Source organism: Yersinia enterocolitica (assembly GCA_002082245.2).
In the GTDB taxonomy this organism is placed as follows: domain Bacteria; phylum Pseudomonadota; class Gammaproteobacteria; order Enterobacterales; family Enterobacteriaceae; genus Yersinia; species Yersinia enterocolitica_E.
In genome coordinates, this window is record NBTC02000002.1 from 2,768,943 (window position 1) to 2,783,641 (window position 14,699).

Genomic DNA, 14,699 nt, shown 5'->3' on the forward strand with positions numbered 1-14,699 from the left:
GGGTTAGTAACGGGCGATGCGCTTTTTCAATGTGAGGTGACAAATCGTCAATATCACAGTGAACGCGAATAGCAGGAAGGACACCGCAGAGGCATAACCATAATCAAACTGCTCAAAGCCCAGCTTGTAGATATGGGTCATTATCATTTCCGTTGCATTCGATGGACCACCGCCAGTGGTGGCATACACTTCGGCAAACACCCGAAAACCACGGATAAACGACAGCATCAGTACCACTGAAAGTGCTGGGATCATGCCCGGTAAGGTGACGTAACGTAGGCGATTCCACCAGTTGGCACCATCCACATTCGAGGCGTCGTACAAATCACGGCTAATGCCTACCAGCCCGGCAATAAAGATAACCATGTTGTAAGGCACTGCTTTCCAGATATGCAGCATCATTACAGTCCACAGCGCCTGATCGGTATCTGCCAAAAACCCCTGCGCTTCAATGCTGAACCATGACAGAACATGGTTCACCACACCATTACTGGTCGGGTTAAACAGAATTCGCCACATTTCGGCGACGATAGCCGCACTGGTTACCGCCGGCAGGAAAATAGCGGTGCGGATAAAGCGCAGATGCCGTGCCGGGCCTTCCAATAACATGGCTAAAAAGAAGGCGATAAAAGCGGCCACCACCATGGTGACCACCACATATAACAGGGTGTTGAACACCGCAGAGTGCAGCGCTTCATCACCCATCGCGCGGGAGAAGTTGTCAAACCCGACCCACTCATTTGGCTGGTTAAAGTTAACCTTGTAAAAACTCATCACTAGCCCTTGCAGCATTGGAATGAATTTAAACCAGGTGAAGATGACCAGTGCCGGAGCCAGGAACAGCCACGGAACCAGATTACGTTTTAGTCGGGGGGTTAGCGTTATCATGTTTCACTCACAGCCCTAAGACATTCTGTTTAGCCAATTCATCGTTCACTTTCTGATTCACGGCTTTTAATTCAGCAGGGATATCACTGTCACAGTTGGCTAAGATGCGGTTGAAACCTTCAGCAGTGACCTGACGAATAGGCGTCCAGTTAGGCACTTGTGGGATATAGCGGCCATGTTCGGCATATAAGTCAGCAAACATTGCCCAGCGCGGATCGTTATAAACCGCTTTAGTATCAACTTGCTTATTAATCGACAAGCGCACGACCGGCATATTGTTGCTGCCCATTCCCATGCCGATTTGTTGCCCTTCAGGTGAGATCATGAATTCTATGAATTTCTGAGCGGCTTCTTTTTTCTGACTGCTTTTCATCAAAAATACGGTGGTGCCTTCAGCCAGTGTTGCCTGCCCTTTTGCTCCGGCCGGCGGTGGGATCACTTCAAAAGCCTCTTTACCGGGATCTTTATCAAACAAAGCAATGTGATATGGGCCGGAGAAGAACATGCCGCTTTGACCGGAACGGAATGATGGAATGGCATCTGCGGTAGTGGCATTGATAGCCCCCGGCTGTACCGTTTTGTCACATACCATGCCACGCATGAAACTCAGCGTTTCAGTCGCTGCTGGCTCTTCTAACGATGCTTTAAATTTACCTTCACTGGTTGGGCGAATAAAATCACCGCCGGCCTGCCAAAGATAAGAACTGATAAACCAACTGGCGTAACCACGGGTGGTTGAAGCCGGTAGAATAAAGCCATAGGTATCGTTCTTACCGTTGCCGTCCGGGTCATTAAAAGTAAACGCCTTCGCTAATGTACTGATATCCTGCCAGTTTTTAGGCTGTTCTAATCCCAGTTTCTCTCGCCAGTCTTTACGTACAAACAGGGCGAAGGTCTGAGCTGAAGTAGGCACCCCATAATATTTACCATCAATATATTGGGCACTTTTCCAGGCGGTATCGAAGATATCTTCTCCGCCAATGATATTTTTCGGTTCAATCGGTTCGACAATACCAAGCTGGACAAACTGCCCAATAGCCACAGCATCGTTGAAAATCAGGTCCGGCAGCGCATTACCCGCTGCGGCCCGTGCCAGACGCTGTTCAAAATCAGTCGTCGCATTGAAATATTCAATCTTGATACCGGTTTTCTTCTCAAAAGTGTCGGCTTCTTTTTTATAAATATTCTTGGAATCATTACTGGCGCGGATCCACACTTGCAATGTTTCTGCAGCGTGAAGAGAAGGGATCCCCATGGCTAAATAAGTTAATAACAGCAAGGATTTTATTTTTACTTGTGACATTATCATTTTTGTCTTCATCTCATCGCCTCGTTGAAATCTAATTTTTATGAATTTACCCAGAAGATTAAATAACAGAATAAAATCACGAAACACTCGATAACATTAGAACCCAGAGAAAAACAAAAAACTACACCATAAAAAACAAAACTTAATTCCATTTAAATATTTCTGCTTGAGATCACATTAAAAAAATCAACAAAAAATGAATAAAAACAAAGTAAATCATATAAAACAATAAATTAAAATCTTCATTTTAAAAATTAAAAAAACCAAGCAATTATTAAAATTGGCTAAAAAACGTCTAAAACTAAGATTTAATTTGATATTCATCACAATTTAAATTATTTATTTACAGATAATTTATAATATAGACTTGGATCACAAAAGCCCAAAAACTTTCCCATAGAATTCAAATCCATCTGAAATTAAACAGTGTTATTTTTTATTTAAAGAGTGCCAATACATTTAATTACTTTATTTTAATAAGGTTAAATTTCTATTTTAAAACAATAAGTAAAGCAATTAAAGCAATCAGAATTCTTTATTTTTAATAATGTAAATCATAAAGAAAAAGGAGAGTAGTGATGAAAATTTCAGGTAATAAAAACCTATTACTGGCTATGCTTTTGGGGTCTTCCCCTTTTATTTATGCTGCGGAAAGCTACCCATTACTATTAAAAATGGATGATATAAACTACAGCATCGCTCAGGTTAAACAAAACAATCCGTTATATGAAAAATCGTATAAGAATCTGATAGATAAGGCAGATAAAGCACTAAAAAAACCACTGTACTCCGTTATGGATAAAAGTCTGTCGGCCGCCAGTGGCGATAAACACGACTATTACAGCTTCCCGCCTTATTGGTGGCCAGACCCAAGCAAGAAAGACGGCATGCCTTATTTGCGTAAAGACGGCGAAACAAATCCAGACGCCAATAGTGACGCCACCGATAAAAAACGCATGAACAGCCTAAGCGAAGATGTCTATTATTTGGCATTGGCTTATAGCTTTACCGGTAAGCCCGAGTACGCCGAGAAAGCACGGGATCAATTGGCTAACTGGTTTGTCAATCCAAACACCCGAATGAACCCGAATCTACAATATGCCCAAGCCATTCCGGGTATCAATGAAGGGCGCGGGATTGGTTTGATCGATAGCCGGGCACTGGTCGATGTGATTGATGCTGTCGAATTGATAAGACCAGCCAATGTACTTAATGATACCGACTATCAAGCAATCAAACTTTGGTATAAAGACTTTTACCAATGGATGACTACCAGCCAGAACGGTTTCGAAGAAGACAATTGGCATAATAATCACGGCACCTATTTTGATATGCAGGCCGCCTCCTTTGCTCTATTTAGCGACCAAAAAGCCGCCGCTCAAAAGCGCCTGGAGATAACTCAACTCCGTCGAATCCCCTCGCATTTTGATATGCAGGGCCGACAAAATGCCGAGTTGGAACGTACTCGTCCTTGGCATTACAGTAATTTTCATTTAGAAGCCTACAACAAGCTAGGCCGGTTGGGTGAGGTTGCAGACAAAGATATCTGGAACTTTTCTCTGGACGAGCACAGCCTGAAAAAAGGCTATCAATATGTGGCAGGTTTTATCAATAGCGACCAAGCCTGGCCGTATAAAGACTTGGATGGCCTACAAGATAAGAAAGCCTTGATCAATATGATAACCGCCGCCCGAGCTTACCCTGCTGACGGTGAGTTCCAGCAGAAAGCACAATATCTGATAGCAAAATACCCAGATGCCGTCGAAATCCTGCTTTATCCGATCACACAACCCCTGATCGCGCAAAAATAACTCTCGTCGAGGACACACCAGATATGAAGCAGTTTACGGATCGGCAGATGGCTAAAATCCGCCAGCGGGTTGTACGACAACAGGGAAATAGAGTGCAACAGCCGGAGATTATTGCCACGCTGATTGCGGATAATCGGGTGGTTTTGGACTCGGCAACACGGGTTCCTGCCACCGGTATCGCCACCTGGAATCATTACTATTATTGCCCGGATCACGGTGTGCGGCTGGAGTGGGATCGCGACTCACCCACTCAGCATCGTTGCCCGGTTGACTCTCAGTTATTCAGTGGCGAACCCTATGACGGTGCCTGGTGGCGGGCGCTTAATGGCCTGAATGCCAAAGCCTGTAATCAGCTAGGTCTGCTTTGGCAGTTAACTGGGGAGGTGTGTTACTTCAATAAAGTGCGGGACATTCTGATTAATTATGCCCGTCACTACCCTGATTATGAAGTTCACGGCGGTATTCCGTACAACGGGCCGGGTAAGGCCAATGCACAAACCCTGTGTGAGGCCAATTGCCTGCTCGATTTTGCTTTGGGTTATGATTTTATCTCCGATGCCCTCAGTCAGGAGCAGCGCGACTGCATCGCCGGGCGTTTATTGCGCGAAGGCGCAGATTTCCTGATGCAACACCGTACCCGCCAATTACATAACCATGAAGTTAAAATCAGCAGTGCGATCGCCGTGATCGGCCTGATTCTGGCAGAAGAGCACTATATTGAGTTTGCCGTCAACGCAGATTATGGCCTGCGTTATCAGTTGGAGCATGGGCTGTTCAGTGAAGGATTGTGGTTTGAAGGCTCAGTGCATTATCACTTTTATGCACTGCAAGGCTTCTGGTCATTTGAAAAGCTGGCTGCAGGTAGCCGCTATAGCCTACTTGCCCTGCCCTATTACCGCAATATGCTCAGTTTCCCGCTTCAACTGTTAATGCCAGACGGGACATTTCCACGAATTAACGATTGCACCGCTGGGCAAGAGCAGCTCAACCACGCTCATTTATATGAATTTGCTTTTAAAACTTATGGCAATGATGAATATGCCGCTGCCTTGCAACATATTTATCGCCAACAGCCGCGCTTAAATCTGGATGCCCTGCTGTACGGTGTTGAAGAATTGCCACCACAAATGATTGATGTCATACCGACAGACACACTGCATGCACCGGATTGCGGGCTAACAATTTTACGTCAGCCACAAGCAGGGCGCGCTTTGCTGGTAAAACACAGCCCATATGGTGGTGAACATGATCATTATGATCGGCTAAATTTAATTCTGTTTGAGCAAGGGCACGAGATCCTGCCGGATTTAGGCACCACGGGTTACGGTGCGCAACTGCATTATGGCTACTACAAAAATAGTGCAACTCACAATACGCTCAGTATTAACCAAACAAATCAACCGCCAGCAGTGCCGGTTATCCATCACTGGCATCAATCGGCTAACTTTAGTTGGCTGGATACAGAGGTTGATTGGGGAGAAACAGCACCCGAGTTGGATAGCCATACCCGGATTCAGTGGGACAGCGAATCCTATCGCGACGTAAAATTCCGTCGCCGTATTTTGTGGCTGGAAGATGCCATCATTGATATCAGTAATATCGCTAATCCACATCAACAACAATGGGATTGGACACTGCATATCGACGGAGTAGCAACAGAATTGATGGGTGAGAATTCAGTCTTCAATGACAGTGGCCCCATGCACTATTTGCATCAGGTTACTGCCCAGCCACTCAATGGTGTTATCCAGTGTTGCTATCAAACAGCAGCACACCCGCTATCACTTTGGCTGGCGGCCGATGCCACACTATTCCAAGGACTGGCACCGGCAAATCCGTCAGTACGTGATATCAGCTACCTGATTTTGCGTAATCGTCAACCGGAGGCTCAGGTGACATGTGTTTTTGATATGAACACCCATGATCCGTTACTACACCTCCAGGTAGAGAATGATGGGCAGATATTGTCGCTCAAATTGACCCGTCAACAGCAGGTTATACAGATAAAAATCCCCGCTACCCGCACCGACCTACCGCTATTCAGTTAAACTTATTCGTGTCGGGGCAGCCATTGCCCCTCCTTCCCCATACTTATCTCTGAGCAGGGGATCATTGCCAGCATATCCTTCCTAATAATAGAGTCTTAGCCGAGAAACAGCCTAATAACGTGATTTAGCTAACATTTACCGCATAAGGTACATATGAATTTATATGCAGATTTTACGTATAAATTTGGATGTAACAAATAATTATGGATTAACAAATAAAATACAAAAACTATTAAGAACCCGCTCTCATTGCTAATATTGGATAATAATAAGCCTGCCAATGTATCCGTCGTGTTAAATATAACCTTACTGTTTTGCATAACATACAGTACAGTTTTGAATAAATAACGTTTAAAATGAATAAAATCGATAATTTATTCATTTTTTAGTCATATCACCTTTTAAAATCGGTAGAAAACATGATTTGAGTCACAGAATGAATAAGTGTTATGACTAAAATAGCCACCATCAGTTCATTGCTCGTAAACCTTGATTAAAAAATAGAGACCTTACGTAAATGGAAAATAACAACAAAAAAATGGCGCATATAAGGCGAACAACGCATTTAATGATGCCGGCACATCGTAGTTATTTTAACTTTTCTTATTATCACTATAGATAACATCCTCCCTGCGATGACATCCACTTTTATTGGATAGTCATTGTCTATGCACAATATTTAACAAATGCGAAAAGTGTTTACGACCTTTACGTTGAGTTAACTATTGTCTGCTTTCTCCGAAGAGACTAACACTCGGTTATATTTATACGTTTATCTGATTGTGGGTTTTTATTAACCAATCGATACTCAGCCTGTGTTATTCATCTTTCAGCAGAAACATAGCTATCCTGTAAAATTTACTGTCACCTTTGTCATTAATGCTAAATGACCAGAGGATCACTGCGTCTGAAATTCAGTCACGGTGTTACGCAGAAAGCAGCCAAGACTATTAATGAATATTATTTCATTGATATGGACTGCTATACCAAAAATTTAATGGAAATTAACTTAAATAAACCAACAAATAATGTAGGCGTAATTGTCACAGGCAATTTTAGTGCGACCAGCGCATGGAAACCGGAGCGTACACCATGACCTTATAAATCATGGCTACGTGAGGATTTCGAGCACTGCTCAACCTCAAAGTGACAAGTAAAATAGCCTCTTAAAATAAAAGAGAATTTATGATGAAAAAATTAAATATCGCGGCAAGTTTATCGGCAATACCTTGCTTTGAATCACAGCGCGAAGTCGTAGATGTTTTACATACCGATTTTACTGATATTGCAGCCGTGGTGCTTTCAGTTCAGGACATTAATAATGGTGTAATTGATAGCATTCATGAGTTGGGTTTAGAGATTCCAATTTTTGCCGCTGTCTGCTGTGAAGAAGAGTTGAATACCGATGTATTACCCTCTTTAAATGGGGTATTTGAACTGTGTGGTGACAATACTGATTTTTATGGTAAACAACTGGAATCAGCCGCAGAAAAATATGAAAAAGAGCTGCTGCCACCGTTCTTTAGTACATTAAAGAAATACGTGGAGATGGGTAATTCTACCTTTGCTTGCCCTGGTCATCAGGGTGGTCAATTCTTCCGTAAACACCCAGCGGGCCGCCAATTTTTTGACTTCTACGGCGAAACTATTTTCCGCTCTGATATGTGTAATGCCGACGTAAAATTAGGTGATTTGCTTATTCATGAAGGCGCACCTTGTGATGCTCAAAAACATGCAGCAAAAGTATTTAACGCCGATAAAACTTATTTCGTACTGAACGGCACTTCTGCTTCTAATAAAGTCGCTACCAATGCGCTGTTAGCGCGTGGTGACCTGGTGCTGTTTGACCGTAATAACCATAAATCCAACCATCATGGTGCGCTGATTCAGGCCGGTGCAACACCGGTATATCTGGAAACTGCCCGTAACCCATTTGGCTTTATTGGTGGTATTGATGCCCACTGTTTTGAAGAAAAATACCTGCGTGAACAAATCCGTAGCGTAGCACCTGATCGTGCTAACGAAGCGCGCCCATTCCGTCTGGCTATCATCCAACTGGGTACTTATGACGGCACCATCTATAACGCTCGTCAGGTTGTGGATAAAATTGGCCACCTTTGTGACTATATTCTGTTCGACTCTGCTTGGGTAGGTTACGAACAATTCATTCCAATGATGAAAGATTGTTCACCATTATTACTTGAACTGAATGAAAATGATCCGGGCATTATCGTTACTCAATCAGTACATAAACAACAAGCCGGTTTCTCACAAACGTCGCAGATTCATAAAAAAGATAAACATATTAAAGGTCAGGATCGTTACTGCAATCATAAACGCTTTAATAACGCCTTTATGCTACACGCCTCCACCAGCCCATTCTATCCATTGTTTGCTGCTTTAGATGTTAACGCAAAAATGCATGAAGGCAAAAGTGGTCAACGCATGTGGCTTGATTGTGTTAAGACCGGTATTGAAGCACGTAAAATGATCTTGAATACCTGTAATATGATTAAGCCTTTTGTACCGGTAGAAGTTGATGGCAAACTGTGGCAGCAATATGACACCGATGCCATGGCACAAGACTTACGCTTCTTTAACTTTATTCCTGGCGAAAAATGGCATGCATTTGAAGGTTATGAAGAGTCACAATATTTTGTTGACCCATGCAAACTATTATTAACCACTCCGGGTATTGATACTAATACTGGTGAATATACAGCATCAGGGATCCCAGCAACCATTCTGGCTAACTTCCTGCGCGAAAATGGTATCGTGCCAGAAAAATGTGACCTCAACTCGATCCTATTCTTATTAACGCCAGCAGAAGACTTGGCGAAAATGCAGCACCTGGTCGCACAAATTGCCCGTTTTGAACGTTTCATCGAAGAAGATGCAATGTTAAGCGATGTATTACCTACTGTGTATCGTAATAATGAAGCACGTTACAAAGGTTATACTATTGGCAAATTATGTCAGGAAATGCATGACCTTTATGTCAGCTATGATGTTAAACAGCTACAGAAAGAGATGTTCCGCAAACAGTATTTCCCTAAAGTTATGATGAATCCACAGGATGCCAATATTGAATTCGTCCGTGGTCATGCCGAATTAGTACCATTGTGTAAAGCCGAAGGTCGAATTGCTGCTGAAGGTGCGCTTCCTTACCCACCGGGAGTATTGTGTGTAGTCCCTGGTGAAGTTTGGGGGGGGGCTGCACAGCGTTATTTCCTGGCATTAGAAGAAAGTATTAATTTACTTCCAGGGTTTGCGCCTGAGTTACAAGGCGTTTATTTACAAGTCGACGAAGATGGTTGGAACCGTGCATACGGTTATATGATGAAGCAATAAGTTAACAATAATAAATTTATACCCAATTTAGTTGGCGTTACAGCCTGGCGGCAAACGAAATAATCCCGAATCACTGGTTAACATTAAGTGATTCGGGTGACAACTCTATTTGCGTGGTCCAAGTAGGATGGACCGAGTAATGATAATCGCCAACAAGGCTATAATTTCAAATAAAAAGGGATTTGACGACACCAATAACTCAAACCTGCGGGAATAAATTATTCCTGCAGTCTCTGAAATTAAAAAAGAGATAATAAAAATGAGTAAAACAAATAATAAGATGGGAGTAGTACAGCTAACAATTCTAACCGCCGTCAATATGATGGGGTCAGGAATAATTATGCTGCCAACCAAACTCGCCGAAGTCGGGACAATCTCTATCGTCTCATGGTTAGTCACCGCAATAGGTTCAATGGCACTGGCCTATGCCTTCGCCCAATGTGGGATGTTCAGCCGTAAATCCGGTGGTATGGGCGGCTATGCTGAATATGCGTTCGGCAAATCTGGCAACTTTATGGCGAACTACACCTATGGTGCTTCACTGTTGATTGCCAATATCGCCATTGCAATCTCAGCAGTAGGTTACGGCACTGAATTGTTGGGAGCGACACTAACACCACTGGGTATTTGTATTGCAACTATTGGCGTACTGTGGCTGGCAACGGTTGCTAACTTTGGTGGCGCGCGCATTACCGGGCAGATCAGTAGTGTTACTATCTGGGGGGTTATTATCCCAGTGGTCGGTATCTCAATCGTTGGTTGGTTCTGGTTTAGTGGTTCAGCCTATATGGCGGCCTGGAACCCACATGCAGTTCCCACTTTTGAAGCCATCGGCTCTTCTATCTCAATGACGCTGTGGGCCTTCCTTGGTCTGGAATCTGCTTGTGCCAATACTGATGCTGTCGAAAACCCTGAACGTAACGTTCCGATCGCCGTACTCGGTGGGACTTTAGGTGCAGCGGTTATCTATATCATCTCAACCAACGTGATTGCCGGTATCGTACCAAATATGGATTTGGCTAACTCTACAGCGCCGTTTGGCCTGGCGTTCGCTTATATGTTCACCCCTGCGGTCGGTAAAATCATCATGGCATTGATGATCATGTCCTGCGTGGGTTCATTACTGGGTTGGCAGTTCACCATCGCTCAGGTATTCAAATCCTCTGCTGATGAAGGCTTCTTCCCGAAAATTTTCTCAAAAGTCAGTAAAGCCGATGCACCCATCAAAGGGATGCTGACCATTGTTGTCATCCAGAGTGTGCTGTCCCTGATGACCATTAGCCCGTCACTGAACAAACAGTTCAACGTGCTGGTCAATCTGGCGGTAGTCACCAATATTATCCCTTATATTCTGTCGATGGCAGCGCTGGTCATTATCCAGAAAACCGCCAATGTGCCACCAGCCAAAGCGCGTAAAGCCAATATCATTGCCTTCATTGGTGCGATGTATAGCTTCTATGCGCTTTACAGCTCAGGGCAAGAAGCCATGACATGGGGTGCGATTGTTACCTTCCTTGGTTGGACACTGTACGGTTTGGTTTCACCACGCTTTGAGTTTGCAGCAAAAACCAAATAACTAGCCATAACCCTGCGGGTGGAAGGTCACTTCCCCCGCATATTTAACCAATCAGGTGCCAGTCGATAAAAAAATCAGGATACCGCAGCTGATTCCGGTAATAATGTTCCGCACCGCTACCCCCGGACTGGAATAAAATTATGTCGGACAGCCTATGGTATCTCTATCTACTGCGCACCCCCACTGGCATGCTCTATACCGGTATCACCACAGATGTAACACGGCGATTGGCCCAACATCAGGTAGGGAAAGGCGCGAAAGCGCTGCGAGGGAAAGGTGAGTTAACCTTGGTATTTCAGTGTGAGGCAGGGGATAGATCGACAGCATTGAAGTTAGAATATCGGGTGAAGCAACTCAATAAGCAGCAAAAAGAAAAGCTGGTAATTAGCCAGCCTTCTTCGTTGCTATCGTTACCTGGCGTTAAAAGCGATTAAACGGGGCAGAGAACACCACTTCACCATCAGCACCCGCCAGTGCATCTTCCGCCAACGCATAAACCTGAAAAGCCTCTTCAGTACTGGGCCAACGGCAGGTCAATTGATGACGAGCCGCTGGTACAAAACCGAAACGCTGATAATAGGCTGGAGAGCCTAGCACCACGACAGCGGCATAGCCAAACTCATTCAGAGAGTCTAGCCCTTCGTAGACCAGTTTTTCAGCCAAACCCTGGCGGCGCAACCCCTCCTCCACGGCCAGTGGTGCCAGTGCGACCCATTGACGGTCTTCACCCCCCACCTCAACCGGGCTGAATGCAGCATAACCAACCACACCGCCTTCATCGTCAGTTGCCACGATACCCAACGTCAATAAGCCATCTTCACGCAGTTGCTGTACCAGCTCGGCTTCTGCATCTTGCTTGAAGGCTTGACGCAACAGGGCGTCGATCCCCGGCGCATCCACCGGAATTTCAACCCGGATCAGCACGATGCTAATGTACGGGAAGCACTCGCCGCACCCTCTTGCTGACCTGCCTCGATAAATTCAGCCAGTTGTTGCAGGCCAACACGCAGTAGTGTTGGCATGGACTCCAACTCAATGGCATCCATTAGATTTTTGACATACAGACCCAATTCGGTATCCCCTTCAATTCGTAACCGGCGCTGGAAAAACAGCGTATCCGGATCTTCTTTACGGGCAGCGATCAAAATTAGATCGTTGGCATCACCGCTAAAGCTCACATCAGCTTCAGCCTGTTGGCTTACGACCAGCCTACCGTGTTCTACTGTCATAAACCATTGCAATGCGAGGTCTCGCACTTCAATCTTTAACCAGCGGGAGTCCAAAAATTCCAGTTCTCCGTCCAGCAGAGCCTGACGAAGTTGCCACCCCAGCACTTGCTCTATTACCTGACGTTTTAAGGCAAAGGGGGTCAATTTTAACGGACCCCGCAGTAGCGCCGGCCCTTGACGCACCAGACGTGCTCGTAGTTCTCCCAACACAGGCAGACTCCTTTTTGGTGATATCCCCTTTGTACTTGAAGCCGCAGGGGTGTTGGCTACCTGCAATTCCAATTACTTTGGGTATCAATCTGCATAAAATAAAGTTCTATTTTGCCACATTAGCAAAACCGGAAAGCGCGTTATATCGATAAATTTTGCACCAAGTTATCGCTGAAAGTATTGCTAAATATCAGAAGAATGACACCAATGCCAAAGAAACTGCCTTAAATCAAGGTCCGGGTGGAGCAGGTTAACTAGAATCGCCACTCGATAAAATTTTCATCGCCACGAATATCATCTTCGGATGGGGAACAATAATTGCCAGCGGTAACCTCAGCAAGGCGAGCCGTTGACTCATTCAGGAAAACTCTATGGAGCTGCTTTGTCCTGCCGGCAACTTACCCGCATTAAAGGCCGCCATCGATAATGGTGCCGACGCGGTTTATATTGGCTTGAAAGATGATACCAACGCCCGCCATTTCGCTGGCCTCAATTTCACCGATAAAAAGTTGCAGGAAGCGGTCAATTACGTTCATAGCCGCAAACGTAAACTGCATATCGCCATTAACACCTTCGCCCACCCTGACGGTTATTCCCGCTGGCAGCGGGCGGTGGATATGGCGGCACAGCTTGGGGCGGATGCCCTGATCCTGGCTGATTTGGCCATGCTGGAATATGCCGCCGAACGTTACCCGGAGGTTGAGCGCCATGTATCGGTACAGGCGTCGGCTACCAATGATGAAGCTATCCGCTTTTATCAACGTCATTTCGATGTGGCGCGAGTGGTTTTACCACGCGTACTGTCAATGCATCAGGTGAAACAACTGTCGCGTACCAGCCCGGTGCCACTGGAGGTATTTGCCTTTGGCAGCTTATGCATTATGGCTGAAGGGCGTTGCTACCTTTCTTCCTATTTGACCGGTGAATCACCCAATACGGTCGGAGCCTGCTCTCCAGCGCGCTTTGTTCGCTGGCAGCAAACCCCACAGGGGATGGAGTCTCGCCTTAATGAAGTGCTGATCGACCGTTATGAAGATAATGAGAATGCCGGTTATCCCACCCTGTGCAAAGGCCGTTATCGGGTGGACGGTCAGCGCTATCATGCGTTGGAAGAGCCAACCAGTTTGAATACGCTTGAGTTATTACCGGAGCTGTTTGCTGCCAACATTGCGTCAGTGAAAATTGAAGGCCGCCAACGCAGTCCAGCTTATGTCAGCCAGGTTGCCAAGGTCTGGCGACAGGCGATTGACCGCTATCAGGCCAACCCCTCGCAGTTTGTCGCCAAAGCGGAATGGATGGAACAACTGGGCGCAATGTCCGAAGGTACTCAAACTACATTGGGTGCTTATCATCGTAAGTGGCAGTAGCCGGAGGAAACATGAAGTACGCCTTAGGCGCAGTACTCTATTACTGGCCAAAAACTGATATCGAAACCTTTTACCAGGCTGCGGCCAACAGCAGCGCCGACATTATTTATCTCGGTGAGAATGTCTGTACCAAACGCCGTGAAATGAAGGTGGGTGACTGGTTGGCACTAGCTAAAGAAGTGGCTGCCAGTGGCAAACAGGTGGTAATTTCCACACTGGCGCTGCTGCAAGCACCGTCAGAGTTGAATGAATTAAAGCGTTATGTGGAAAACGGTGAGTTTTTGCTGGAAGCCAATGACCTGGGGGCGGTGAATATGGCCGCTGAACGTGGCTTACCCTTTGTTGCCGGCCATGCCCTGAATTGCTACAACGCTTATACTCTGCGAATTTTACACCGTCAGGGCATGATGCGTTGGTGTATGCCGGTTGAGCTATCACGTGACTGGCTGGTTAATGTGCTGCAACAGTGCGAAGAGCTGGGGTTCCGCAATCAGTTTGAGGTAGAAGTATTGAGCTACGGCCACCTGCCGCTGGCTTATTCTGCCCGTTGCTTCACCGCGCGCTCAGAAGACCGAGCCAAAGATGAGTGTGAAACCTGCTGCATCAACTACCCACAAGGGCGGCCGGTATTATCACAAGAAGACCAACAGGTATTCATCCTAAACGGTATTCAAACCCAAAGTGGCTACTGCTATAACCTCGGTAATGAACTGATTTCCATGCAAGGATTAGTGGATATCGTGCGACTCTCTCCGCAAGGTCTAGATACGCTGACAGTTATCGAGCAGTTCCGGGCTAATGAGCAGGGATTGAGCCCACTCATCTTGACCGATAAAGCCGACTGTAACGGCTACTGGCGGCGTCTCGCGGGGCTGGAATTGGTGTCATAAGAACCCATCGGGCGTAGCAC

Annotated in this window: 12 protein-coding genes; 8 read left to right on the forward strand and 4 right to left on the reverse strand. The window is 45.6% G+C overall.

Annotated features, from left to right (window positions below):
* Nucleotides 1-3 precede the first annotated feature (3 nt).
* Both A6J66_014115 and A6J66_014120 read right to left on the reverse strand, forming a co-directional pair.
* Entirely contained in the window at nucleotides 4-888 is an 885-nt protein-coding gene (locus A6J66_014115) for a sugar ABC transporter permease (protein PNM25216.1), read from the reverse strand.
* 7 nt (nucleotides 889-895) lie between these two features.
* Nucleotides 896-2,209 carry a sugar ABC transporter substrate-binding protein gene (locus tag A6J66_014120; GenBank protein PNM25217.1) on the reverse strand — a complete coding sequence of 438 codons (1,314 nt, stop codon included), beginning with the start codon at nucleotides 2,207-2,209 and terminating at the stop codon, nucleotides 896-898.
* Between the two features lie 566 nt (nucleotides 2,210-2,775).
* Here A6J66_014120 and A6J66_014125 point away from each other — a divergent pair.
* The 6 genes from A6J66_014125 (at nucleotide 2,776) to A6J66_014150 (ending at nucleotide 11,417) form a co-directional block, all read left to right on the forward strand.
* On the forward strand, nucleotides 2,776-4,008 hold the full coding sequence (locus A6J66_014125) for an alginate lyase (protein PNM25218.1): 1,233 nt from the start codon (nucleotides 2,776-2,778) through the stop codon (nucleotides 4,006-4,008).
* Nucleotides 4,009-4,031: 23 nt separating this feature from the next.
* A complete protein-coding gene (locus A6J66_014130) occupies nucleotides 4,032-6,056 on the forward strand; it encodes an alginate lyase (GenBank protein PNM25219.1) in 2,025 nt (674 codons plus the stop codon).
* 886 nt (nucleotides 6,057-6,942) lie between these two features.
* Nucleotides 6,943-7,152, forward strand: a complete 210-nt coding sequence (locus A6J66_014135) for a hypothetical protein (GenBank protein PNM25220.1) — start codon at nucleotides 6,943-6,945, stop codon at nucleotides 7,150-7,152.
* Nucleotides 7,153-7,244: 92 nt separating this feature from the next.
* Nucleotides 7,245-9,407 (forward strand): ornithine decarboxylase SpeF, encoded by a 2,163-nt coding sequence (speF, locus tag A6J66_014140; GenBank protein ID PNM27020.1) that lies wholly within the window; start codon nucleotides 7,245-7,247, stop codon nucleotides 9,405-9,407.
* 259 nt (nucleotides 9,408-9,666) lie between these two features.
* On the forward strand, nucleotides 9,667-10,983 hold the full coding sequence (locus tag A6J66_014145) for a putrescine-ornithine antiporter (protein ID PNM25221.1): 1,317 nt from the start codon (nucleotides 9,667-9,669) through the stop codon (nucleotides 10,981-10,983).
* Between the two features lie 140 nt (nucleotides 10,984-11,123).
* On the forward strand, nucleotides 11,124-11,417 hold the full coding sequence (locus tag A6J66_014150) for a GIY-YIG nuclease family protein (GenBank protein PNM25222.1): 294 nt from the start codon (nucleotides 11,124-11,126) through the stop codon (nucleotides 11,415-11,417).
* On the opposite strand, the gene A6J66_014155 is transcribed toward A6J66_014150, so the two are convergent.
* Entirely contained in the window at nucleotides 11,404-11,907 is a 504-nt protein-coding gene (locus A6J66_014155; protein ID PNM25223.1) for an N-acetyltransferase, read from the reverse strand. The two genes, A6J66_014150 and A6J66_014155, sit on opposite strands and share 14 nt — an antisense overlap.
* Entirely contained in the window at nucleotides 11,901-12,422 is a 522-nt protein-coding gene (locus A6J66_014160) for an SCP2 domain-containing protein (GenBank protein ID PNM25224.1), read from the reverse strand. The genes A6J66_014155 and A6J66_014160 overlap by 7 nt, the downstream gene beginning before the upstream one ends.
* A gap of 371 nt (nucleotides 12,423-12,793) precedes the next feature.
* On the opposite strand from A6J66_014160, the gene A6J66_014165 reads away from it, so the two are divergent.
* Nucleotides 12,794-13,789 (forward strand): U32 family peptidase, encoded by a 996-nt coding sequence (locus A6J66_014165; protein PNM25225.1) that lies wholly within the window; start codon nucleotides 12,794-12,796, stop codon nucleotides 13,787-13,789.
* Nucleotides 13,790-13,800: 11 nt separating this feature from the next.
* Nucleotides 13,801-14,679 carry a U32 family peptidase gene (locus tag A6J66_014170; protein PNM25226.1) on the forward strand — a complete coding sequence of 293 codons (879 nt, stop codon included), beginning with the start codon at nucleotides 13,801-13,803 and terminating at the stop codon, nucleotides 14,677-14,679.
* Nucleotides 14,680-14,699 lie beyond the last annotated feature (20 nt).